Origin of the sequence: Haloactinopolyspora sp., from assembly GCF_027324685.1 — a bacterium.
Classification (GTDB): domain Bacteria; phylum Actinomycetota; class Actinomycetes; order Jiangellales; family Jiangellaceae; genus Haloactinopolyspora.
Window position 1 is genome coordinate 1 of record NZ_DAHVSH010000092.1, and the last position, 22,978, is coordinate 22,978.

Here is a 22,978-nt window from a genome sequence, read left to right on the forward strand (position 1 = left end):
TCGCCGGACCGTTCGACGCGTGGCTGGTGCTACGTGGGCTCAAGACGCTCGGCGTGCGTATGGACCGGCATTGCGACAACGCCGAACGGGTCGTGGCGCTGCTCCGAGAGCACCCGCGGGTGAGCCAGGTGCTGTACCCCGGCTTGGCCGAGCACCCTGGCCACGATGTTGCGGCCAAGCAGATGAGCCGGTTCGGCGGCATGGTCTCGTTCCGGGTCGACGGTGGCGAGCAGGCCGCGATCGACGTGTGCAACCGGGCACGGCTGTTCGTCTTGGGCGAATCGCTCGGTGGAGTCGAGTCGCTGATCGAGCACCCGGGCCGGATGACGCACGCCAGCGCGAGCGGCAGCCCGCTGGAGGTGCCGGGCGACCTGGTCCGGCTTTCGGTCGGTATCGAGACCGTCGACGACCTGCTCGCCGATCTGACCCAGGCCCTGTCCTCCGACTAGGCCGCCCACTCGCGCAGGGCGGGCAACACCTCGGCGCCGATGCGCTTGATGGTGCCGGTCGGGTCGGTGCTGGCGACCTGAATCGCGACGTAGTCCGCGCCGACGTCGTGCACCAACGGCCGATACGCCTCGGCGAGCTGCTCGAGATCACGCACGATCGTGTACTTGCCGAGAATCTCCGCACGGTCCATCTCGTCAGCGCGCTGACGCAGGACCATCGGGTCGGCGACCTCGAGCCGGCCGGGAGCGCGAAGACCGCGCATGGACGCCAAGGCTTCCCACGCTTCGTCGTCACTACCGGCCAGGACAACCCACCGGGTCGCCATCACGGTGGTCTTGGCGCCCCGTTCGGCGGCTGCCTGCCGGTACGGTTCGATGACGCGCTCGACGGTGTCCTGCGGGTCCTTCACGCTGGTGATGAGGCCCTCGGCATGTGTGCCGGCGAACGTGGCGGACTTGGGCCCGCCGGCGGCCATCCACACCGGAACCGTCCCGACCGGTGGGCTGTACAACTTGGCGGTGCGCGCTTGGTAGTACTCACCCTCGACGTCGATCTTGTCGCCGGCCAACAGGCCGTGCATGATCGTCATCGCTTCGGCCATGCGAGCGATGCGTTCGGCATAGCCGGGAAACTCGTAGCCCAGCGGCGCCTCGTTGATGGCTTCGCCGGTGCCGACGCCGAGGATGAACCGTCCACCGGACAGCCGGTCGACCGTGGCGGCGGCCTGGGCGATCAAGGCGGGGTGGTAGCGGAACAGCGGTGCCGTGACGCTGGTGGCGAGCTCGACGCGCGAAGTGGCCTGCGCGACCGCGCCGAACCAGGTCCACACGTAGCTGGCCGCGGCCTCGTCGTCGACCCACGGATGGAAGTGGTCGGCGCCGGTGACGACGTCGAAGCCAGCCCGCTCGGCGAGAACCGCGTGCTCGAGCAACGTTTCGGGCTGATAGGACTCATGACTGCACAACCAGGCGAGTTTCACGTCCCACACTCTACGAGTTGACAGTGACAGCGGCGTGAGCCCATCCGGGCGCAGGGTGACAGGATCAGCGGTGAGGGGCCGAATCTCACGAGGAGGATGGCGGGCGTGGTAGAGACCGTTTCGATGGCCGATGTGGACGCCGCGCGGGAGCTGTTGCGTGACGTCGTCCGGCCGACGCCGCTCGAAGACTCGCGTTGGCTGGCCCACCGCGTCGGCGGGCCGGTCCACTTGAAGTGCGAGAACCTGCAGCGCGCGGGGTCGTTCAAGATTCGTGGCGCCTACGTGCGTATCGCCGGGCTCTCGGCGGCTGAGCGGGCCAACGGGGTCGTCGCCGCGAGTGCGGGAAACCACGCGCAGGGGGTGGCCCTGGCGGCCAGCATGCTGGACACCCAGGCGACGGTGTTCATGCCCGAAGGTGCGGCCATCGTCAAGGAGCGAGCGACGCGCGCCTATGGCGCCGACGTGCGATTCGTGGGCTCCAGTCTCGACGAGGCGCTGCTGGCTGCCCGAGCGTTCGCCGCCGAGACCGGTGCCGTCCTCATCCACCCGTTCGACCATCCTGACGTCGTAGCTGGTCAAGCCACTGTGGGTACCGAGATCCTGGAGCAGTGCCCGGACGTGCGCACCATCGTCGTCGGTACCGGCGGCGGAGGCCTGACGGCGGGCATCGCGCTCGCCGTCCACCACAACCGCCCGGACGTGCGGGTCGTGGGTGTACAGGCTGAGCGGGCAGCGGCCTTCCCGGGCTCGCTCGAGGCCGGCCGGCCCGTGCCGTTGGAGCAGATGGCGACCATGGCCGACGGCATCGCCGTGGGCTGCCCCGGCGAGCTTCCGTTCGACATGATCCGCAAGTACGTGGACTCCGTCACCACGGTGTCCGAGGAGGCGCTGTCGCGGGCGCTGGTCCTGCTGCTCGAACGCGCGAAGCTGGTGGTCGAACCCGCCGGTGCGGCCGCGGTGGCCGCCGTGCTCGAAGATCCGGGGGCTTTCGAGCCACCGGTGGTCGCCGTTCTGTCCGGCGGGAACATCGACCCGCTGCTGCTGCTGCGGGTGATCCGCCACGGCATGGCGGCCGCGGGACGCTACCTGTCCCTGCGCGTGCGCGTGCCCGATGCGCCGGGCGGGCTGGCCGGGCTGCTCAGCGTGCTGGCAAGCGTCGACGCCAACGTGCTGGACGTCGTCCACGAACGAACGGGTGCGAGTCTGTCGATCGACGAGGTCGAGATCGCGTTGCAGGTCGAGACGAGGGGACCGGAGCACTGCGACCGGGTTCTGGGGACGCTGGGTGAATCCGGCTACGCGGTGACCATTATGGAAAACTGACTTATCGCTTCGTAAAACAGAGTTGACGTTTTGGTAAGTCGTGGCGCACCATGGAGCCATGACGACGCTCTCATCGCGTGAGATCCTCGAGCAGGTGGCCGCCGGGCAGCTCCATCCGGCCGAAGCGGCTCGCCTGCTCGACGAGATCGAAGCGGCCGAGTCGGCCCGGACCGATGCTGGCGCCACCCGGACGGGGTCCGGCGCCGGTGCGGCACGCGCTGACGTCGTGCCTCAGATCACCAGGGTCCAGGTCCGCGGAACGTCGAGGCGGGTCCGCATCGTCGGTGACCCCACTGTGGCCACCGTCGCCGTCGACGGCCAGCACACGGTACGCCGTGACGGCTCGACTCTGAACATCACCGGCGAGACCGAGGCCGTGCCCACAGAAGGCGCGTTCGTGCTGCTCGCCGGGGGACGCTGGCGAGAGGTCGCCGACCGGTTCCAAAACGTCGGGCAGGATCTCGAGCTGCGTGTCCGGGTCAATCCCGGGCTCACGGTCGGGGCTGAGGCGATCGCCGGCTCGTTGCGGGTCGACGACGTTCCGGCGCTCGATCACGTCCGGGTGACCGCGGGTTCGCTACGGGTGAGCGGCCTGCGCAGCCCGGTCGACCTCTTGGTGCAGGCCGGCTCAGCGCAGGTCGAGACGCTGCAGCTGGCCGGGCATTCGCGGATGCGCTGTGAGTCGGGGTCGATGCAGCTGACATTGCTCGAAGGTTCCGACGTAAGGGTGCGCTCAGACGTTCAGCTGGGCCGGTTCACCACCGAGCACGAACGGCCGAAGTCGCAGCGTGACCGCGACATCGTGCTGGGCACTGGTGCGGCCGAGATCGACGTCGAGGTCGTGATGGGGAACGTGACGGTGAAGCTTCCGGAACCGTCGAGTGGAGGGACCCGGTGATGGTTTCGGACCCGCACCGCCATCTGCATCAACCGCCAGGAGACTGCCCAGTGTGCGGTGCGGAGCTGCACGTCACGAGGCTGGGATGCGAGTCCTGCGGCACTGAGCTGTCCGGACGGTTCGCCTCGTGTGCCTACTGCTCCCTTGACGCGCAGGACCAGAAAATTCTTGGCACCTTCCTCGTCTCTCGCGGCAATATGAGAGAACTGGCGCGCGAGCTCGGTGTCAGCTACCCCACGGCGCGCCAACGATTCGCGGAATTGCTCCAGCGACTCGGATTGGAGGACACGGGGGACGCCGCGGCCGCGCCGGCCGAGGTCGATCGCGAAGCGGTGCTGCGCAAGCTCGCCGCTGGTGAGCTCGATCTCGACCAGGCCACCGCGTTGCTCAGCTGAGTTCGAAACCCACGGCGGAGTCGGCATCGCTCGCTGCGGCGACCTTGTCGGTGGCGTCTGACAAGCTCCAATCATCATCACAGAAGGGACACATCGTGAACGCGATCACTGCCGAAGGCCTAGCCAAGACCTTCGGCTCCGGGGAGAAGGCCGTCAAGGCCGTGGGGGGTGTCGACCTCGAGGTGCCCGAGGGCACTGTGGTCGGGCTGCTCGGCCCGAACGGCGCAGGTAAGACCACGGTGGTACGGATGCTGACCACTCTGCTGCGACCTGATGCCGGCCGCGCGGTCGTGGCCGGGCACGATGTCCTGTCAGAGCCGCAAGCCGTCCGGTCCAAGATCGGCCTGTCCGGGCAGTACGCCGCGGTCGACGAGACGCTCACGGGGCGGGAGAATCTCTGGCTCTTCGGCCGCCTCTACCAGCTGTCGAGCAAGCAGGCCAAGAAGCGAGCCGACGAATTGCTCGAGCAGTTCTCGCTGACCGATGCAGCAGACCGGATGCTCAAGACGTACTCCGGCGGCATGCGCCGGCGTCTCGACCTGGCCAGCAGCTTGATCGTCCAGCCCGAGGTCTTGTTCCTGGACGAGCCGACCACCGGCCTCGATCCGGCGAGCCGACTCGACCTGTGGGAGGTCATCCGCGAGCGCGTGGCCGGTGGCGCGACCATCCTGTTGACCACGCAGTACCTCGAAGAGGCTGATGCGCTGGCCGACAACATCATCGTCATCGACCTCGGCAGGGTGATCGCCCAAGGCACCGCCGACGAGCTCAAGACGCAGATCGGGGGTGAGCGCATCGAGGTGGTGGTCCACGATCCCGAGCAGGCCGGGCGCGCTGAGCAGATCCTGAACCTGAACAGCGGGGGACAGTGCGAGCATGACGAACACAACCGCAAGCTCACGGTGCCCACCCACACCGGTTCCAAGGGATTGATCCAGGTGATCCGCGACCTCGACGAGGCCGGCATCACCATCGACGACATCGCGCTGCGCCGGCCCACCCTTGACGACGTGTTCGTGAAGCTGACCGGCCGGCACGCCGAGGACGAGACCGAGAAGCCTGAGCTGGCCGGGAGGAGTGCATCGTGACCACGACCGATGTGAAGCGTGAGTCGCCGGCACGTCCCAACCGCGTAGGGCCCAAGCAAGCGGTCAACGACGCTTTGACCATCACGTGGCGCAACATCCGTGGCGGCTGGCGGGTGCCGGACAACCAGATCTACATGTTCATCCAGCCGATCATGTTCGTGCTGTTGTTCGCCTATGTGTTCGGCGGAGCCATCCCCATTCCGGGCATGGAGGGCGACCCGACGGCCTACAAGCGCTATCTGATGGCCGGTATCTTCGCCCAGACGATGGCCTTCGCCGTAGCTCCGGCGAGCGTCGGGCTGGCCGACGACATGGAGAAGGGCCTCATCGATCGGTTCCGGTCGCTGCCCATGGCGCGGTCCGCGGTCATCTCCGGACGGGTCATCGCCGACCTGGCCAATCAGGTCATCGTGCTGGCGATCATGATCCTGTGCGGGCTCCTCGTGGGTTGGAAGATCGAGAACGGCGCCCTTGGCTTCATCGGCGGGGTCGGGCTATTGCTGTTGTTCGCCTTCGCCATGTTGTGGGTCGGGGCGTTCATCGGACTGTCCGTCGGCAGCCCGCAGGTGGCAGCCTCAGCTGGGCTGATCTGGCTGTTCCCCCTGGTGTTCTTGTCCAATGCGTTCATCCCGACCCCGACCCTGCCGAACTGGCTGCAGCCGGTGGCGGAGTGGAACCCGGTGAGTGCGTTCGTGGCCGCCACGCGTGAGTTGTTCGGCAACCCGAACTTGTTCTCGACCGACAACTTCCCGGCGCAGCACCCGGTGCTGCTGTCGCTGATCTGGGTCGTGATCATCGTCGGCATCTTCGCCCCGCTGGCCATCCGCAAGTACAAGGCAGCCGCGACCAAGTAGGCGCCCCGTATCGGTCGCCGACGTAGTCGGCCCAGGCCGCAACAGTCCACGGCGGTGTGCCCCCTTCGAAGGGGGCGCACCGCCGTTTGGTTGCCTGGTGGGGCGCCGGCACAGTTGGCTTGCCCGAGGGCGCGCTTCCGCGTTTGGTTGCCTGGTGGCGCGCCGGCCCAGTTGGCTTGCTCTAGGGCGCGCTTCCGCGTTTGGTTCGCCGGGCGGTGGATCGCTGTTTGGTTCGCCGGGGGCGGTGCGCTGTTTGGCTCGCCTGCGGTGGATCGCTGTTTGGTTCGCTCGGCGGCGCACCAGCCGCGTTGGCTGCCTGGGCAGCGAACCGCTCTACCAGCCGGCGTGGCCGTCAGGGCGGCCGGCGTTGCCGGCGGGCTGCGGCGATGCACGCGGGGCGCGGTGGCCCGGTCACGGCCCGGCTCGGGCGCGCGCGGCCAGCATTGCAGTACGGCTGCCATTGCAGGTGCGGAGCACGAGGATTCTGACAGCTCCACGAGGCGTGTAAGCCTGTTGATGCAACAGATCACCTGGTGGTGTGTCTTCGTCGTCGTGCGTGAATCAGCCGCTCTAGTCGGCCCGAATCGGCACGACGATCTTCACGACTGGGTCGGTTTGCGCACGATGGTCTTCACGACCGAAGAAGCACAACGCGTCCAGGCAAGATCATGAGGCGCCCACGGCGCTCGAGCGCCGCAAACTGCTCATGATCGTCCACCCACGCGATCGCGGCGGCGAGGGCGATCTCCCTGGACGTCGGGAGAGCCCCGTTCACGGCGACAGGAGTTGCCCCTGTTCACGACGACCAAAGCGCGCCCGTTCACCACGACGGCCACGATCCCGTTCACGACGACCAAAGCGCGCCCGTTCACCACGACAGGCGCCTCTTCACGACGACGGACCGCCGCCGAAGTTCACGGCGACGGCCCGCTACGACGATGTTCAGGCGCCGTACGGCTTGGCGCCGACGATCTCCACGGTGATGGTCTTGCCGTTGGGCGCCTCGTACGAAGCGGTCTCTCCGACCTTCTTGCCGTTGATGGCCGAGCCCAGCGGTGACTGCAGCGAGTAGACGTCGAGCTCGACCGAGTCGTCCAGCGAGGCGAGTTCACGGGAGCCGAGCAGGAACTTCTCGACCTCGTCGTCGCCCTCGAACCGGATTTCCACGATCATGCCCGGTTCGACGACCCCGTCGTCCTGTGGAGTCTCGCCCACCTTCGCCCGCTGGAGGAGCTGCTGCAGCTGATTGATGCGGGCCTCTTGCTTGCCCTGCTCCTCTTTGGCGGCGTGGTATCCACCGTTCTCCGACAGGTCACCCTCGGCGCGAGCTTCCTCGATTCGCTTGGCGATGTCGAGGCGAGCGGGGCCCATCAGGTACTCGAGCTCCTGCTTGAGGCGGTCGTAGGCGTCCTGGGTGAGCCAGGCGACGTTATCGCTGGTCGCGGTCACGGCATCTGCTCCTTGAAGTATCTTTACGTCGGTCACACGCGTTGTAGGTGTGCTTGACCGCCGGGCCCTTCCGCCCGGAACACGTGATGACGGGGAATCTACGAGGATAGCAAGCTTCTCGCCTTCAAGGCGATATCCGCAGGTCAAGCAGGTGGTTCAGTTGGTGATGCGACATTCGCGCAACTCCGGCGCGATGCCATCACCCTTCAGCGGGATGTCAGCCGACATTCGGAAATGATCCTCGGGCCCGGCCGGAATCTCCAACTCCAACTGTCCTACCACTATCATCCGCTCGTCGAGGGCCACAAGGTCGCAGGTCGCGGCCACTCCGGGGTCGCGATCGATCTCGATGGTGGTGGTGAGAGCGGCGCCTTGCGGCTCGTCCCACGAATGCACCGCCACCCGCAGTGGATCGTCGACCGAGCGGAAGGCGAACCACCCGACGACCACGGTGAGCACGATGACGGCAGCGGTCACGGCGATGGTGACGCCGCGGTCGGACGAAGGCCGCCGACCGTAGCGCTCGGCGAGGTGATCGCTGTTCTCGGCCTGGTTGTCGGGCATGCGCGGGGTCCTGGGGTGGAGTCTTCGATGTCGGATGCGTACGGCACCATTATGTCTCGTCGGTGGCGACGCAGGCCGATCTTCTCATTGACGCGGTGCGGGAAGGGCCCAGGGCACAAGTTGTCGGCTGCAAGCGTTGTCCTAGGAGTATTCGGAACTGAAACGATGGGGTACCGGTGGCTGAAGCGTTGCGACTGATGCATGTCCACGCACATCCCGACGACGAGTCGAGCAAGGGTGCGGCGTCGACGGCTCGCTACGTCGCCGAAGGCGTCGAGGTGCTCGTGGTGACCTGCACCGGCGGTGAGCGGGGCTCCATTCTCAACCCGAAGATGGACCGTCCCGACGTCCTGGCCAACATCAGCGAGATCCGCCGGCAGGAGATGGCCGCCGCGCGTGACATCCTCGGGGTGCGTCAAGAGTGGCTCGGTTTCGTCGACTCCGGCTTCCCGGAGGGCGACCCGCCTCCGCCGTTGCCCGAGGGCTGCTTCGCGCTGATGCCCGTCGAGCAGGCGGCTGAACCGTTGGTCGAGATCATGCGCCGCTTCAAGCCTCATGTGGTGACCACGTACGACGAGCGTGGGGGCTATCCGCATCCTGACCACGTCATGTGCCACCGCATCAGTGTCGCCGCCTTCGAGGCGGCCGGCGATCCCGAGCGGTATCCGGAGGCGGGCCCGGCCTGGCAGCCGGCGAAGCTGTACTACCACCACACCTTCCACCGGCGTCGGATGGTCGCCCTGCACGAAGAGATGATCCGGCGTGGCCTGGAGTCGCCGTACGTCGAACGCCTGGCTGACTGGAAGCCCGATCCGGAGTGGGACGACCGCATCACCACCAAGGTGGAATGCGCGGAGTACTTCCCGGTGCGCGACCGCGCCCTGCTGGCTCACGCCACCCAGATCGATCCCGACGGGCCGTGGTTCGCGGTCCCGCTCGAGGTCCATCAAGCCGCTTGGCCCACCGAGGACTACGAACTCGTGCGCTCCCTGGTCGACCACAAGCCGCAGGAGGACGACCTGTTCGACGGATTGCGTGCCACGGTGGGAGACTGGACGGGGATGAGAGGCGCCTCGTGACACTGATCGCAGCGGTCTTCGCCGAGGGATCCACGAATGTGGTCCCCGGACCGGGGGTGCTCGGGTTCCTGGTCATCGTTTTTCTGGCCCTGGCGTTGGTGCTGCTGTACCGCAGCATGCGCAAGCAGATACGCAAGGTCGACTACAACGATCAGGGCGTCACCGACGAAGAGCGCATGCGCCGAACCGAGCGGACGGACCACAACGGGTCGGGCGGTGACTGACCCGACGGCTCGGCCGATCCCTCAACCGGCCCCGGCTGTTGGGCGGGCTCGGCGTGTCCGGGCGCCGGTGGGTTCGGCCGCGGTGGCTACCCTCGTCGCGGTGCGGCGAGCCCGGGACTACATCGACCGGCACTACGCCGAACCGCTCGAGCTCGATCAGGTCGCCGCAGCAGCGGGGTACTCCCGCTTCCATGTCGTTCGAGCGTTTCGTGCCGCGTACGGCGAGACGCCGGGGCGATACCTGACCAGGCGGCGGGTCGAGCGGGCGCAGGAGCTGCTGCGTTCGTCCGACCTGACGGTGACCGACATCTGCCATCGCGTCGGGTTCGCCAGCCTGGGCTCCTTCAGCACGCTGTTCAACGAGCTCGTCGGGGTGACCCCGTCGGCCTTCCGGCGCTCGGCTCGGAAGGTGGGTCCGTTGCCGATTCCTGCGTGCCATCTGTTCATGGAAGGCGGCCCGCGCCCGCGTTCGATGCAGCCGTCGAACCCAGCAATCTCGGAGAAGCCCACGCGGGTCGGCTGACCTTAGTGTCGGAGCATCCGACGAAAGGTAGGCACCATGATCACCAAGCTTGGCGTGGCGAGCGTCTACGTCGACGACCACGACAAAGCGCTGGCATTCTTCATCGACAAGTTGCACTTCGAACTGAGAACCGACGTCACGATGGAGAATGGCTACCGGTGGCTCACCGTGGGTCCGCCGGCCAGCCCGGAGTTCCAATTGGCGTTGAGCGTTCCCGGCCCGCCGATGCACGACGACGAAACCGCGGCGATGATTCGTAGTCTGCTGGCCAAAGGTGCCTTGAGCGCCGGGGCCTGGAATACCGACGACTGCCGGCGGACGTTCGCAGAGTACTCCGCCCGTGGCGTGGAGTTTCTGCAGGAGCCGACCGAGCGGCCGTATGGCGTGGAAGCCGTGTTCCGCGATGATTTCGGCAACTGGTACAGCCTCAACGAACTGAACGACAAGGCGTTCGATGCGCAGGCGATGGCCGACGCCTTCGAGCCTGGTGCCTGAGCCGCGCGGGCATTCGGAGTGTGAATGATAATTGAATTCTCGTCACGCTGATCGTCACATCTTCGACAACTTAGAACGTGCTTTGTGGCGTATTGACACTAATGCGGCCAGGGGTGCATGATCACCATGGTCGTCAACTGAATGAATGTTCTCTTCAGAAGGCGACGGGCCTTCGCTGGCGCATGCGAGTGAGGGCCCGGGGGGCAGCCGCCCTTCGGTGCCGAATCATCGGCACCGAAGGGCGACGAACCCGCATCTGACGCATCGCGCAGACGTCACCGATGGCCAGGCGCCACGAACGTGGCAGGCTGGAGAACGTGGCGAATCGACTGGCGAACTCCCTGAGCCCGTACCTGCGGCAGCACGCCGACAACCCGGTGGACTGGTGGCCCTGGGGTGACGACGCCTTCGCCGAGGCCGAGCGGCGCGACGTGCCGGTCCTGCTGAGTGTCGGCTACGCCGCGTGTCACTGGTGCCATGTGATGGCACACGAATCGTTCGAGGACCCCGACGTCGCGGCCTACATGAACGAGCATTTCGTCGCGGTGAAGGTCGACCGTGAGGAACGCCCGGACGTGGACGCGGTGTACATGGAGTCCGTGCAGGCGTTGACCGGGCAGGGCGGATGGCCGATGACCGCGTTCCTCACGCCCGCCGGCCGGCCGTTCTTCGCGGGCACGTACTATCCGCCGCAGCCGCTGCACGGGATGCCGTCGTTCACGCAGGTCCTGCAGGCCGTCGTGCAGGCGTGGACCGATCGTCGCGACGAGGTGACCGCGGCTGCGGGCCAGATCGCCGCCAGCCTGGGTACCGCCGGCCCGACGGGTGCTGCCCAGGCCCCCGACGCCGAGCGACTCGACGCGGCGGTATCGCGGCTGGCCGCCGAATTCGACCCCGCTGCCGGTGGCTTCGGTGGGGCGCCGAAGTTTCCGCCGTCGATGGTGCTCGAGTTCTTGCTGCGTCATCACGCGCGTACCGCGAACGAGAAGGCGTCGACCATGGTCGACGTGACCTGCGAACGCATGGCCCGGGGAGGCATCTACGACCAACTCGGCGGTGGCTTTGCTCGCTACAGCGTCGACTCCGGCTGGGTGGTCCCGCATTTCGAGAAGATGCTCTATGACAACGCCTTGCTGATGCGCGTGTACGCGCACTGGTGGCGGGCAACCGGTTCGCCGACGGCGGCTCGGGTCGTGCATGAGACCGCGCAGTTCCTGCTCGACGAACTCGGTACCGAGGACGGTGGGTTCGCCAGCGCCCTCGACGCCGATTCGCCGCACCCCGAGACCGGCGAATCACGCGAAGGCGCGTACTACGTGTGGACGCCCGACGAGCTTCGAGCGGTGCTCGGCCCGGATGACGGCGACTGGGCCGCGCAGCTGTTCGGGGTCACCGCAGCCGGTACGTTCGAGGACGGGGCATCGACCCTGCAACTACCGCACGATCCCGATGATGCGCAGCGCTGGCAGGAGGTACGTCAGCGGCTTCGCGCCGCGCGGTCGCGGCGGCCGCGGCCCGCGCGCGACGACAAGGTCGTGGCGGCATGGAACGGCCTGGCGATCGCGGCCCTGGCCGAGGCCGGAGCGCTGTTCGACGAACCGGCCTGGGTGACTGCGGCGGCGCGCTGTGCGGAGCTGCTGGTGCGGGTGCACCTCGGCGACGACGGCCGGTTGCGACGGATCTCGCGCGACGGCCGCGCCGGCGATCACCCGGGTGTGCTCGAGGATTACGGCGACGTCGCCGAGGGCTTCCTGACGCTGCTGGCGGTCACGGGCGATCCGGTGTGGCTCGCCCGGGCAGAGCAGCTCCTCGAGGTCGTGCTCGCCTCGTTCGCCGATGGCCACGGCGGGTTCTTCGACACCGCGGCCGACGAGACCGACGTACGACTCGCCGACTTGCGCCGCCCACAGGACCCGACCGACAACGCGGCCCCAGCCGGGTGGTCTGCGGCCGCTGGTGCGCTGTTGCGCTTCGCCGCCTACACCGGCTCGGCGAAGCATCGGGCCGCTGCGGAGAACGCGTTGGGCATCTACGACGCGCTGGCCGCTCGCGCGCCGAGATTCGCCGGCTGGGGGCTGGCTGTCGCCGAAGCCGTCCTCGCCGGACCGGTCGAGGTGGCCATCGTCGGACCCGCCGACGATCCGCGAACGACGGCGCTGCATCACACCGCCTTGCGCCATACGTCCCCCGGGGCGGTCGTGGTGTCAGCAGCACCGGAATCCGCAGTCGCCGATGAGCCGGCTGTCCCGCTGCTGCGTGGGCGTGGGCTGGTAGACGGGGCGCCGGCGGCGTACGTGTGCCGCGGATTCGTCTGCGACCGGCCGACCGGTGATGTCGACCAGCTCCGGGCTCAGATGTCCGCGTCCAGGTGACTCTGAACTCGTCCCGCCACCGTCATGTCGCCGCGACCGCACCCGCGCCGCCGAAGGCAGCGAGCCAGATGCCGACATGATGGCTGGCGAAGCCAGCGAGCGTGAAGGCGTGGAACACCTCATGGAAGCCGAACCAGCGCGGGGACGGGTTCGGCCTGCGCATCCCGTAGACGATGGCGCCGAGGGTGTACATCAGCCCACCGACGATGATGAGCGTGACCACGGCAGCGCCGCCATTGGCGGCGAACTGCGGGATCCAGAACACCGCAGCCCAGCCCAGCGCGATGTAGATGGGTACGTACAGCCAGCGCGGCGCGCCCACCCACAGCACGCGAAAACCGACCCCCAGCAGCGCGCCCACCCAGACCAGCGTGAGCAGGATCTGCGCCTGAAGCTGCGGTAGTAGGAGCAACGTGAACGGGGTGTAGGTGCCGGCGATGATCAGGAAGATGTTCGCGTGATCGAGGCGCCGCAAGACCGCTTGGGTGCGTGGTGTCCAGCGGCCGCGGTGATACACCGCGCTCACGCCGAACAACAGCGCCGCGGTCACGGTGTAGATCGCGGCGCTGATCCGGACTTGCAGTGAGGGTGCGACGACGACCAGCGCGATTCCGGCCACGACCGCCAGCGGGAAGGTGGCCATGTGCAGCCAGCCGCGAAGGCGGGGCTTGACCGCGGCGACGGCGTCGCGAAGGTGATCGTCGAGGGACACCCCATTCACGGTAGTGGAAAACACCGGCACCAACGACCCGGAGTCGGTCACGACGGCGCCACCGGAAGGGAATTCACGTCATCGGCCGTGGGTGGGAGTAGTCTCTGCGCCTAGAGCGGTACCGGAGGTATCGCCCATGGCGGCTGATATCCGTCCCGGTCGCCGATGCCCGCGCGAAGGCTGGAGGTGCTGCGGTCGATGGGTCTGAGCGACCTCGTCTACCGGCTCTACGAGCGGCGAATCCGCAAGAGCCTCGACCGCCAGCGCTTACCGGGGCATGTCGCTGTCTTGATGGACGGCAACCGGCGTTGGGCCCGCGCATTCGGCGCACCCACGTCCAGCGGGCATCAGGCGGGTGCGGCCAAGGCACGAGAGTTTCTGGGCTGGTGCGACGAACTCGATGTCGGCGTGGTCACGCTGTGGATGCTGTCGACGGACAACTTGAACCGGCCTGAAGACGAACTGGTGCCGCTGCTCGGCATCATCGAGAACCTCATCGACGACATCGCCGCCACCGGGCGGTGGCGGGTGCATCCGGTCGGCGCCCTGGACCTGCTGCCCGACCGCACCGCGACGGTGCTCAAGGATGCCGCCGACCGCACCCGTGGGTTGTCGGGTATGCACGTCAACGTCGCGGTCGGCTACGGCGGCCGGCGCGAGATCGCCGACGCCGTACGAGCGTTGCTGCACGAGCACGCCGCCAAAGGCGCCTCGCTGGAAGAGGTGGCTGAGATCATCACCGTCGAGGGCATCGCCGAGCACCTCTACACGAAAGGCCAGCCCGATCCCGACCTGGTCATTCGCGCCAGCGGTGAGCAGCGACTGTCCGGGTTCATGATGTGGCAGAGCGCCAACGCGGAGTTCTACTTCTGCGAAGCGTTGTGGCCGGACTTCCGCCAGGTCGACTTCCTGCGGGCGGTTCGCAGCTACACCGAGCGCGAACGACGGTTCGGGCGCTGAGCGGCCCTCAGCGGCCCATCGCGGTGTTGAGCAGGGCGAGGACGACGAAACCGACCGTCGCCCAGATCACCAGCTTGTACGCGGCCACCGCAGCCCGCGTGGAGGCTGTGGTCCGGTGATGCAGGCTCGGCGTCGACGCCGAGAGGTTACGGCGGGCGCCGTGGGCAGACGGGTCCTGGTGACTCGATGTCGTGGACATGACTTCCTCTACCGGTCGCGCTGCATGGATACAGCGTTGACGTAACCGAGATGGGTGACGAGCGTGGCGTGGACCGAGCAGGTGCTGCGCCGCCACCAACGCAGCAGGCCCTTGGGGCGGCAGATGGCGCACCGGCCGTGATCGTCGACGTCGTGACTGCGGTGCAGTGACACGACCGCGCCGAGCACGCGCAGCAGGCGCTCCGAGGCCGCCCGATCCAGTACGGCTTCGCCGGTGATCACGGTGTCGGCGACACCCTGGAGATCGTCGTCCACCAGACGGTGTTGCAGGACCGGGCCTGCGTGCGCAACAGCCTGTCGGTGAACGGACTCGACGCCTGTCGCCGCGTCCCCGGAACGCGGCGACAGGTCGCCGTCGTCGGCCCAGTCGAACTCGCCGTCTTTGACGCCGGCCGCAAAGGCCTCCATCTCGGCGCGGGTGTAGACGAGCGCGGGCCCCTCCGGATCGCGAGAGCTGCGGACGGCGACGTCGCCGCTCGGCAACTCCGCCACTTCGACGTAGGTGTCTTCCGTGTCGCTATACGAACTCTTGCGCCATGTCACGGGGGCGAATCGTCCCGCCAGCATGCCGTTGAAGATCGCGTTCACGAAACGTCACACCTTCCTGCACGTCCCAAGTGGGAGCTGCGTCTGCACATGCACCAAGATCCACTGAACCTAGCACGGGGACGCGCTTGTGTGAATGCACATGCAGAAATTCCTTGCAAGAGAAGGTGCAACCGGGCCGACCCATCCGGTGACCTATGGGTTGACATGCGAAAACGCAACGTCGGGCCGAGGCTGTCACAACAAGCAGCACCGGGTGCGTACCGATACATCGGTACGCACCCGGTGCTGTGTGCAGTGTTCCGTACCGAGTAGGCCGAGCCAATTCGGTATCGGTCTGCAGTGATGACGACCATTCGCCGCTTCCCAGGTTGCGACGAGTAGGCGGCCTCAGTTCGCCCAGTCGAACTCGCCGTCCTTGATGCCGGCGGCGAAAGCCTCCATCTCCGCGCGGGTGTAGACCAGCGCCGGGCCGTCAGGGTGACGGGAGTTCCGCAGGGCGAAGCTACCGCTGGGGAGGTGTGCCACCTCGACGCAGTTGCCCTGGGCGCCGCTGTACGAGCTCTTCCGCCACACCGCTCCGGGCACCTGCTCGGCAGGCATGCCGTTGAAGACTTCGTCCACGATGACCTCCATGTCTCTGACATCCCAAATGGGGGATGCGATTGCACGTGCATCTAGCTGTGCAACAGAACTTAGCACGAGCGAACGCAGGTGTGGATGCATATGCAGAAATCCGTGCACCCGAATGTGCGGAGAGATGTGCAGACGCACGAGACTCGGGGCATGACAAAGAGCAGGCGACAGCCGATGGCTGTCGCCTGATGAACTGTCAGCTCGCGGGCGAATAGCCCGGCATGGCTAAATTTCCGTACGCCTCTTCGAAATCAGCTGCCGACTCACTTCCGGAGTCTCGGCGTCGACGGCGAGCCGGTCGAGGGCGCGCCCGTACGCTTCGACGTCTTCCAGGCTGTCGAGGTACATGCCGCCGGTCAGGTGCTCCACGAACACCACGGTCGGCAGCTCGCTCTCGGCGAAGCGCAGCATGGAGAACGACCCCTCGGCGGCATAGCCGCTCTTGGCGTAGGTCAAGATCTGCAGCGAGACGTTGGGCTGGCTGCTGAGTTCGAGCAGAGCGTCGAGTTGCGCCTTCAAGACGCTGGGCCCACCGATGGGCCGATAGAGCACCGACTCGTCGATGACCGCCCACAGGCGCGGCGCGTCAGGACGGGTCAGGTTCTTCTGGCGGCGTAGCCGCAGATCCAGCCGTCGCTCGACGCTCTCGCCGGATTTCGCGCCGCCATGACCGACCACGGCTGCGGCGTAGTCCTCGGTCTGCAAGAGACCCGGAACGAACTGAAGCTCGTAGGTCTGGATCCGGGAGGCGGATTCCTCGAGCCCGACGTAGTTGTTGAACCAGCCGGGTATGACGTCTGAGTAGCGCTGCCACCAGCCGGGCTGGCTGGACTGCTTGACCATCTCGAGGAACGCCTCGCGCTCGGCGGGATCGTCCACGCCGTACATGGTCAGCAAGTCGGCGACGTCGCGCTCTTTGAAGCCGACGCGGCCGAGCTCGATGCGGCTCATCTTCGACTCGGAGCTGCGAATCCGATAGCCGGCGTCGGCTCGTGAGATACCGGCTGCCTCACGCAACCGGCGCAACTGCGCCCCAAGGACCATCCGCCGCGCTGTAGGCGCGCCGCCCAGACTGCCACCGGACGTGCTGTTGTCCGAAGGACCTACCGTCATCGCCGACCTTTCTTATGTCGCACTCTCGCTGGTCAACCACCCCGAGCTGGCCTCAGCACGGCGCCGAACTCGTGGTCCACCCTAGCGATCAGCCGAAAGTGCTACCGCCCACCCAACGAACGTACACGTTGTCGATCATCCGTCAAGACCTTTCGGCACGCTGATCATTTCGATGATCACCGCGCCGATCGCTAACGGTTACGCCTGAACGTCGCGCGATGTCAAGTGCGGTCTTGGCGATTCGCAGCATCGGTGTGTGCGCGTGTCCGGTCGCGTAGATCGCGTGTCGCGGTAGCCTTGTGCATGACGGTCGGGGTCCAAGCCGACCGTCCGGGAGGCCCGTCCTACGTGCTGCTACCTCGGCGCGAACGGAGGGCCGGCACCCGGCCCGGTGGGCCCGGTCCCGGTTCTCCGCGCGATATAGACGCCTGAGCCGTCAGGGTGCACTCAGGCGTGAGGGAGACGGACGTGGCCGCTTCCAAGAATCACACTCGCCGCCGTACCGCCAGCGCCGACACCGGCTGCCGCACCTACGTGCTCGACACGAGCGTGCTGCTGGCCGACCCGTGGTCGATCTTGCGCTTCGCCGAACACGAGGTCGTTCTGCCGATCGTCGTCGTCACCGAACTCGAAGCCAAACGCCACCATCCCGAGCTGGGATTCTTCGCGCGATCCGCCTTGCGGCTGCTCGACGAGCTACGCACCGAGCACGGTCGCCTGGACGTCCCGCTGCCGGTGGGCGACGAGGGCGGCACGGTACGCGTCGAGCTCAACCACACCGATCCCGACGTCCTGCCGGCCGGCTTCCGGCTCGGCGACAACGACTCGCGCATTCTCGCCGTCGCGCGCAACTTGGCCGCTGAGGGCGCTGATGTCACCTTGGTGTCCAAAGACCTGCCGATGCGGGTCAAAGCATCGGCGGTCGGGTTGCCGGCCGAAGAGTACCGCGCCGAGTCGGTGGTGGAGTCCGGCTGGACGGGCATGTCCGAGCTCGAAGTCGGTGGCGTCGTCATCGACGAGCTCTACCGCTCCGGCTTCGTCGACCTCGAGCCGGCGCGGGAACTGCCGTGCCACACCGGCTTGGTGCTGCACAGCGAGCGCGGTAGCGCGCTGGGCCGGGTCACGCCGGACAAGCACGTGCGCCTGGTGCGTGGCGACCGGGAGGCGTTCGGCTTGCACGGGCGGTCAGCCGAACAGCGCATCGCGCTCGACCTCCTTCTGGATGACGACATCGGGATCATCTCCCTCGGTGGGCGTGCTGGTACCGGCAAGTCCGCCCTGGCGTTGTGCGCGGGGCTCGAAGCGGTCCTGGAGCGCGGAGCGCACAAAAAAGTCGTCGTGTTCCGGCCGCTGTACGCCGTCGGCGGTCAGGAACTCGGCTACCTGCCCGGTAGCGAGGCCGAGAAGATGAATCCCTGGTCGCAGGCTGTTTACGACACGCTGGGCGCGTTGACCACCCAGGACGTCGTCGACGAGGTCGTCGAACGGGGCATGCTCGAGGTCCTGCCCCTGACACACATTCGAGGCCGGTCGTTGCACGACTCGTTCGTCGTGGTCGACGAAGCTCAGTCGCTCGAGCGCAACGTCTTGCTCACGGTGCTGTCGAGGATCGGATCCAACTCTCGGGTCGTTCTCACCCACGACATCGGTCAGCGCGACAACCTCCGGGTCGGGCGCCATGACGGCGTCGTCGCCGTGGTGGAGAAGATGAAGGGCCATCCCCTGTTCGCGCATGTGACGTTGACGCGGTCGGAACGCTCGCCGATCGCGGCATTGGTGACCGAGATGCTCGAGGATCTGCCGCGCTGAGCCATGTGGTCGCCGGGGCGGCGCCTTGATCCCCTACAGGATGCCGCCCCGGCGTGTCAAACGTCACGTTGTCACGATTTGGTATAGATCTTGCTTCTGTAGCACCGTGTTGGAGCCCTACGGAAAGGTTCCAACGACGTGCATAGACGACGCCGTGACTTCCGCCGGAAACTCACCGGCCTCGGATTCTTCTTCACCATCGTTGCCCTCGCGGCATTGGTGGCCAGTGCCACGAGTGACACCCCCAGGTCGGGAAAAACCACCGCCGACCTGGGGTCGACCATATATTCCGGGCCCGGCATCACCGGGCAGGACGACCGGACGACCCTCGCAGAGAAGCTGAAGGCCGGCGCTCAGCCGGAGGCCGAGCAGAAGGCCGAGGCCGAGGAACAGCGCAAGGCCAAGGCCGAGCAGAAGGCCAAGGCCGAGGAACAGCGCAAGGCCAAGGCCGAGCGCAAGGCCAAGGCCAAGGCCGAGCAGAAAGCCAAGGCCGACGCCCAGGCGCGGGCCGAAGCCGAACGCGAGGCTGCGGCCAGGTCCGCTGCCCGCTCCGTCGAGCGGGCGGTTTCCGACCCGCAGGCCGTGGCGCACGAGCTCATGGGCGACTACGGCTGGGGCGAGGAACAGTTCTCGTGCCTCCAGGATCTCTGGACGAACGAGTCGAACTGGGACTACACCGCCGAGAACCCGTCGTCCGGCGCCTACGGCATCCCGCAGTCGCTGCCGCCGGAGAAGATGGCCGAGTTCGGCGACGACTACCGCACCAACCCGATCACCCAGATCGAGTGGGGCCTGGCCTACATCGACGAGCGATACGGCACGCCCTGTTCGGCCTGGAGCTTCTGGCAGTCCCAGTCGCCGCACTGGTACTGATCCACACGCGCATGACCCACCCGCTCACGGGTGGGTCATGCGCAAGACGTCGAGCGCTTCGTCGAGCTGGGCCTCGGTGAGCGACCCGTTGGCCACCAGGCCTCGCTCGACGACGACCTCGCGGATCGTCTTGCGCTCGGCCAGCGCCTGCTTGGCCACCTTGGCCGCTTCCTCGTAGCCGATGTAGCGGTTGAGCGGCGTGACGATCGAGGGTGAGGACTCCGCGTACTCGCGGCAGCGCTGCTCGTTGGCTTCGATCCCGTTGACGCAACGGTCGGCGAACAGCCGCGAGATGTTGCTCAACAGCCGGATCGACTCCAGCACGTTGCGGGCGATGACCGGCAGCATCACGTTGAGCTCGAACGAGCCGGAGGCGCCGGCGAAGGTCACCGCGGCGTCGTTACCGACGACCTGGGCGCAGACCATGCACAGCGCCTCCGGGATGACCGGGTTGACCTTGCCGGGCATGATCGACGATCCGGGCTGCAGGTCCGGCAACGCGATCTCGGCCAGTCCGGCACGGGGTCCGGAGCCCATCCAGCGGATGTCGTTGGAGATCTTGGTCAGCGACACCGCGATGGTGCGCAGTTGCCCGGACAGCTCCACCAGGCCGTCGCGTGCACCCTGGGCCTCGAAATGGTTGCGCGCCTCGGTGAACGGCAACCCGGACTCGGCCGCGAGCCGCTCGACGACGGCGGCGGCGAAGCCGTGGGGGGTGTTGATGCCGGTGCCGACCGCGGTGCCGCCGAGCGGAACCTCGGCGACGCGGGGCAACGCCGCCTCCACGCGCTCGATGCCATAGGCCACCTGGGCGGCGTAGCCGCTGAACTCTTGGCCGAGAGTGACCGGGGTGGCGTCCATCAGGTGCGTGCGCCCGCTCTTGACCACCGCGCCGAACTCCGCGGCCTTGCGCGACAACTCGCGCTCGAGGTGCTGCAAGGCGGGTACGAGCTCGCGCACCACGGCCTTGGTGGCGGCGACGTGGATCGCGGTGGGGAAGACGTCGTTGCTCGACTGCGAGGCGTTGACGTCGTCGTTGGGGTGCACGGGGCGGCCGAGTCGCTCGCCGGCCAGCGTCGCCAGCACCTCGTTGGTGTTCATGTTGCTCGACGTGCCCGAGCCCGTCTGGAAGACGTCGACCGGGAAATGATCGTCGTAGCGGCCCTCGGCCACCTCGGCCGCGGCGTCGCGGATGGCCTTGGCGACGTCGGCGTCGAGTACTCCGAGCTCGGCGTTCACCGACGCCGCGACGCCCTTGATCGTGGCCAGGGCGTGGATCAGCGACGGCTCCAGCGGGGTGCCGGAGACCGGGAAGTTCTCCACGGCTCGTTGCGTCTGTGCGCGGTACTTCGCCGTCGCCGGTACCAGCACCTCGCCCATGGTGTCGTGCTCGACGCGGTACTCCTGCTCACTCGTTCCCACTGGCCGTACTCCTGTTCTCATCGCTCGGGCCTCCATCATGGCGCGTCTGGGCGCGAGCCTGGGCGGCGGCGTCGTCGTACACCTCACGCGCGGGCCGACCCAGCGCCCGGGCCGCCGCGCTCACGTCGTCGTACTCCGGGGCCAGGCGCACCACGGCGCCGTCGGCCTCGGCGATCTTCACCCGCACGGTGAAGCCGTCGACCACGGTCTGCGTCCACCGTCGCTCGAGCGGATGCTTGGTGACGTGGTGCCAGCGAACGCCGAACGTTCCGCTCTCGCGGGACAGGATCTCGCGAAGCTCGGCCAGGGCGCCCGGATCGGCCAGCGCGGTGAGCGTCCAGCCTTGCCGCCCCTTCTTCATCAGCGCCGGAACCGCCCAGGCATCGTGTGCGCCGTACTCGCGCAAGGTGTCGAGGACATACGGGACGAGCTCGGGGCTGAGGTCGTCGACGGTGGCCTCCACCACCACGGCCGCGGTGGCGGCTGCATCGTCGGCCTCGCCCACCAGCAGGGTCAGTGTGCTGGTCCCGCTGGCGCGGGGCGCGGCGGCGCCGGTGCCGGTACCGGTGAGCTGCATCGGCCCGAGCGGGGCGGGCGTGGTCAAGGCGGCGAGCAGGGCGGCCCCGGTGGGTGTGGCGAGCTCGCGCGGCTGGTCGCCCTGCACGACGGTGAAACCGGTGAGCAGGTGGCGTACCGCGGGAGGCGGCACGGCGAGGCGGCCGTGATCGGTGTTCACGCTGCCGGAGCCGACGGCCACCCGGCCGGCGGTGAGGCGCTGTAGCCCCAGGTCCTGCACTCCTGCGCACGCGCCGACGATGTCGGCCACGGTGTCGGGGTGCCCGAGCTCGTGGAAGTGCACGGCATCCAGTTCACTGCCGTGCGCTGCCGCCTCGGCGTGCGCGAGCGCCCGGAAGACCTCCATCGCCACGGTCAGGACGGGGGACGGCGTGCTGGCGGCGGAGAACACCGCCTCCACCTCGCGCATCGTCCGCAACCGGCGAACACTGTCCGGCACCCGGACCTCGACACGGGTGCCGGCCAGGCCGTGCTCGGTGACCGGCGTGGCCACCAGCTCGATGTCGCCGAGCCCCAGCCCGTCGACCGCCGCCTGCATCGTCTCGATGCGGGCGCCCGCGTCGACCAAGGCCCCGAGCCACATGTCGCCGGAGACGCCCTGCTCGCACAGCAGATGGCCGGCCTTCACGACCGCGGCCTTCGCGCCGTCAAGATGCGGCGGGCGACCATGGCCGCGCCGAAGCCGTTGTCGATGTTGACGACGCTGACGCCAGGCGCGCACGAGGCGAGCATGCTCAGCAGGGCGGCGAGGCCGCCGAACGTCGCGCCGTAGCCGACACTGCTGGGTACGGCGATGACCGGTTGGGTCACCAGTCCCGCCAGAACCGTCGGCAACGCGCCTTCCATCCCGGCCACCGCCACCACCACGTCGGTGTCGGTGAGCGTCCGGGTGGCGGTCAGCGTGCGGTGCACGCCGGTGACGCCGATGTCGGTGACGAACCGCACATCGACGCCGAACGCTTCGAGTACGGCGGCGCATTCGCGGGCGACCGGCATATCGCTCGTACCGGCGGTGACGACGGCCACCGTGCCGGGCGGAGCGTCCTCGGGACGGGCGCTACGCGCGACGACCAAGCGCGCCAGCTCGTCGTAGTGCGCCTGCGGCGCGACCTCGCGCACGGCTGCCGCGGCCTGCGCATCCGCCCGCGTGACCAGCACCGGAGCTTCGCCATGCAGGAGTTCGGCCACCGCCCGGGCGCATTGGTCCGGAGTCTTCGCCGCGGCGAGCACGACCTCCGGCTCACCGGTTCGATCAGGCCGTCCATGATCAGGCCAGATGTCCGTATTGCGGCCGAGCCACGCTTCGACGGTCGACGCCGCCGACTCGGCGCTCACTGTGCCGTCGGCGACCGACTTCAGCAGCAGTTCGAGGTCAGATGGCGATGGGTACACTGGCACGCGTCCGGCACTCCCAGCGAA

The 22,978-nt window shown here is 67.7% G+C and carries 24 protein-coding genes and 1 pseudogene; 14 read left to right on the plus strand and 11 right to left on the minus strand.

Going from position 1 to position 22,978, the window contains the following annotated elements; translation table 11 throughout:
• The coding region (locus tag M6444_RS10020; RefSeq protein WP_298326354.1) for a PLP-dependent transferase at positions 1-449 on the plus strand (449 nt) is incomplete at its 5' end.
• On the opposite strand, the gene M6444_RS10025 is transcribed toward M6444_RS10020, so the two are convergent.
• Positions 446-1,429, minus strand: coding sequence for a TIGR03557 family F420-dependent LLM class oxidoreductase (locus tag M6444_RS10025; RefSeq protein ID WP_298326356.1), 984 nt, complete (start codon positions 1,427-1,429; stop codon positions 446-448). The two genes, M6444_RS10020 and M6444_RS10025, sit on opposite strands and share 4 nt — an antisense overlap.
• Before the next feature lie 96 nt (positions 1,430-1,525).
• On the opposite strand from M6444_RS10025, the gene ilvA reads away from it, so the two are divergent.
• The 5 genes from ilvA to M6444_RS10050 all read left to right on the plus strand — a co-directional run bounded on the left by ilvA (position 1,526) and on the right by M6444_RS10050 (position 5,987).
• Positions 1,526-2,752, plus strand: coding sequence for a threonine ammonia-lyase (gene ilvA, locus M6444_RS10030; protein WP_363326313.1), 1,227 nt, complete (start codon positions 1,526-1,528; stop codon positions 2,750-2,752).
• Positions 2,753-2,810: 58 nt separating this feature from the next.
• Entirely contained in the window at positions 2,811-3,650 is an 840-nt protein-coding gene (locus M6444_RS10035; RefSeq protein WP_298326361.1) for a hypothetical protein, read from the plus strand.
• A complete protein-coding gene (locus M6444_RS10040) occupies positions 3,650-4,045 on the plus strand; it encodes a DUF2089 domain-containing protein (RefSeq protein WP_298326569.1) in 396 nt (131 codons plus the stop codon). Before M6444_RS10035 ends, M6444_RS10040 begins: the two co-directional genes overlap by 1 nt.
• 92 nt (positions 4,046-4,137) lie before the next feature.
• Positions 4,138-5,133 carry an ATP-binding cassette domain-containing protein gene (locus M6444_RS10045; RefSeq protein ID WP_363326317.1) on the plus strand — a complete coding sequence of 332 codons (996 nt, stop codon included), beginning with the start codon at positions 4,138-4,140 and terminating at the stop codon, positions 5,131-5,133.
• The gene (locus tag M6444_RS10050) at positions 5,130-5,987 is read left to right on the plus strand and encodes an ABC transporter permease (RefSeq protein ID WP_298326367.1); all 858 of its coding nucleotides are present in this window, start codon (positions 5,130-5,132) and stop codon (positions 5,985-5,987) included. Before M6444_RS10045 ends, M6444_RS10050 begins: the two co-directional genes overlap by 4 nt.
• Before the next feature lie 942 nt (positions 5,988-6,929).
• On the opposite strand, the gene greA is transcribed toward M6444_RS10050, so the two are convergent.
• Together greA and M6444_RS10060 are read right to left on the minus strand one after the other, a co-directional pair.
• Positions 6,930-7,436 (minus strand): transcription elongation factor GreA, encoded by a 507-nt coding sequence (gene greA, locus M6444_RS10055; RefSeq protein ID WP_298326370.1) that lies wholly within the window; start codon positions 7,434-7,436, stop codon positions 6,930-6,932.
• A gap of 156 nt (positions 7,437-7,592) precedes the next feature.
• Complete coding sequence (locus M6444_RS10060) at positions 7,593-8,000, minus strand: DUF4307 domain-containing protein (RefSeq protein ID WP_138978161.1); 408 nt, start codon at positions 7,998-8,000, stop codon at positions 7,593-7,595.
• Positions 8,001-8,197: 197 nt separating this feature from the next.
• Here M6444_RS10060 and mca point away from each other — a divergent pair, with 197 nt between their 5' ends.
• The 5 genes from mca (at position 8,198) to M6444_RS10085 (ending at position 12,693) form a co-directional block, all read left to right on the plus strand.
• Complete coding sequence (gene mca / locus M6444_RS10065) at positions 8,198-9,079, plus strand: mycothiol conjugate amidase Mca (protein WP_298326376.1); 882 nt, start codon at positions 8,198-8,200, stop codon at positions 9,077-9,079.
• Positions 9,076-9,303 (plus strand): hypothetical protein, encoded by a 228-nt coding sequence (locus M6444_RS10070; protein WP_298326379.1) that lies wholly within the window; start codon positions 9,076-9,078, stop codon positions 9,301-9,303. Before mca ends, M6444_RS10070 begins: the two co-directional genes overlap by 4 nt.
• Positions 9,304-9,403: 100 nt before the next feature.
• On the plus strand, positions 9,404-9,826 hold the full coding sequence (locus M6444_RS10075) for an AraC family transcriptional regulator (protein ID WP_298326381.1): 423 nt from the start codon (positions 9,404-9,406) through the stop codon (positions 9,824-9,826).
• Positions 9,827-9,862: 36 nt separating this feature from the next.
• Positions 9,863-10,321 (plus strand): VOC family protein, encoded by a 459-nt coding sequence (locus tag M6444_RS10080; protein ID WP_298326383.1) that lies wholly within the window; start codon positions 9,863-9,865, stop codon positions 10,319-10,321.
• A 317-nt stretch (positions 10,322-10,638) separates the two neighbouring features.
• Positions 10,639-12,693: a thioredoxin domain-containing protein gene (locus M6444_RS10085; protein ID WP_298326385.1), complete on the plus strand. Its 2,055-nt coding sequence runs from the start codon at positions 10,639-10,641 to the stop codon at positions 12,691-12,693.
• A gap of 22 nt (positions 12,694-12,715) precedes the next feature.
• On the opposite strand, the gene M6444_RS10090 is transcribed toward M6444_RS10085, so the two are convergent.
• Positions 12,716-13,405 carry a hemolysin III family protein gene (locus M6444_RS10090; RefSeq protein ID WP_298326387.1) on the minus strand — a complete coding sequence of 230 codons (690 nt, stop codon included), beginning with the start codon at positions 13,403-13,405 and terminating at the stop codon, positions 12,716-12,718.
• A gap of 198 nt (positions 13,406-13,603) precedes the next feature.
• Here M6444_RS10090 and M6444_RS10095 point away from each other — a divergent pair, with 198 nt between their 5' ends.
• Positions 13,604-14,365, plus strand: coding sequence for an isoprenyl transferase (locus M6444_RS10095; RefSeq protein WP_298326388.1), 762 nt, complete (start codon positions 13,604-13,606; stop codon positions 14,363-14,365).
• A 7-nt stretch (positions 14,366-14,372) separates the two neighbouring features.
• On the opposite strand, the gene M6444_RS10100 is transcribed toward M6444_RS10095, so the two are convergent.
• The 4 genes and pseudogenes from M6444_RS10100 to M6444_RS10115 form a co-directional block, all read right to left on the minus strand.
• Positions 14,373-14,564 carry a hypothetical protein gene (locus tag M6444_RS10100; protein ID WP_298326390.1) on the minus strand — a complete coding sequence of 64 codons (192 nt, stop codon included), beginning with the start codon at positions 14,562-14,564 and terminating at the stop codon, positions 14,373-14,375.
• Between the two features lie 386 nt (positions 14,565-14,950).
• A pseudogene (locus M6444_RS22975) lies at positions 14,951-15,151 on the minus strand (DUF397 domain-containing protein); the annotation flags it as partial.
• A gap of 369 nt (positions 15,152-15,520) precedes the next feature.
• The gene (locus M6444_RS10110) at positions 15,521-15,766 is read right to left on the minus strand and encodes a DUF397 domain-containing protein (protein WP_363326314.1); all 246 of its coding nucleotides are present in this window, start codon (positions 15,764-15,766) and stop codon (positions 15,521-15,523) included.
• 225 nt (positions 15,767-15,991) lie between these two features.
• Entirely contained in the window at positions 15,992-16,879 is an 888-nt protein-coding gene (locus tag M6444_RS10115; protein WP_298326398.1) for a helix-turn-helix transcriptional regulator, read from the minus strand.
• 468 nt (positions 16,880-17,347) lie between these two features.
• On the opposite strand from M6444_RS10115, the gene M6444_RS10120 reads away from it, so the two are divergent.
• Positions 17,348-18,688, plus strand: a complete 1,341-nt coding sequence (locus M6444_RS10120) for a PhoH family protein (RefSeq protein ID WP_298326401.1) — start codon at positions 17,348-17,350, stop codon at positions 18,686-18,688.
• Between the two features lie 138 nt (positions 18,689-18,826).
• The gene (locus M6444_RS10125; RefSeq protein ID WP_298326404.1) at positions 18,827-19,561 is read left to right on the plus strand and encodes a hypothetical protein; all 735 of its coding nucleotides are present in this window, start codon (positions 18,827-18,829) and stop codon (positions 19,559-19,561) included.
• Positions 19,562-19,585: 24 nt separating this feature from the next.
• Here M6444_RS10125 and M6444_RS10130 read toward each other — a convergent pair whose 3' ends face one another.
• Genes M6444_RS10130 through larB form a run of 3 tightly spaced genes read right to left on the minus strand, consistent with a single transcriptional unit; the run spans position 19,586 to position 22,957 of the window.
• On the minus strand, positions 19,586-20,983 hold the full coding sequence (locus tag M6444_RS10130) for a class II fumarate hydratase (RefSeq protein ID WP_298326406.1): 1,398 nt from the start codon (positions 20,981-20,983) through the stop codon (positions 19,586-19,588).
• Positions 20,970-22,187: a nickel pincer cofactor biosynthesis protein LarC gene (gene larC / locus M6444_RS10135; RefSeq protein WP_298326409.1), complete on the minus strand. Its 1,218-nt coding sequence runs from the start codon at positions 22,185-22,187 to the stop codon at positions 20,970-20,972. The genes M6444_RS10130 and larC overlap by 14 nt, the downstream gene beginning before the upstream one ends.
• On the minus strand, positions 22,184-22,957 hold the full coding sequence (larB, locus tag M6444_RS10140; RefSeq protein ID WP_298326414.1) for a nickel pincer cofactor biosynthesis protein LarB: 774 nt from the start codon (positions 22,955-22,957) through the stop codon (positions 22,184-22,186). Before larB ends, larC begins: the two co-directional genes overlap by 4 nt.
• Positions 22,958-22,978 lie beyond the last annotated feature (21 nt).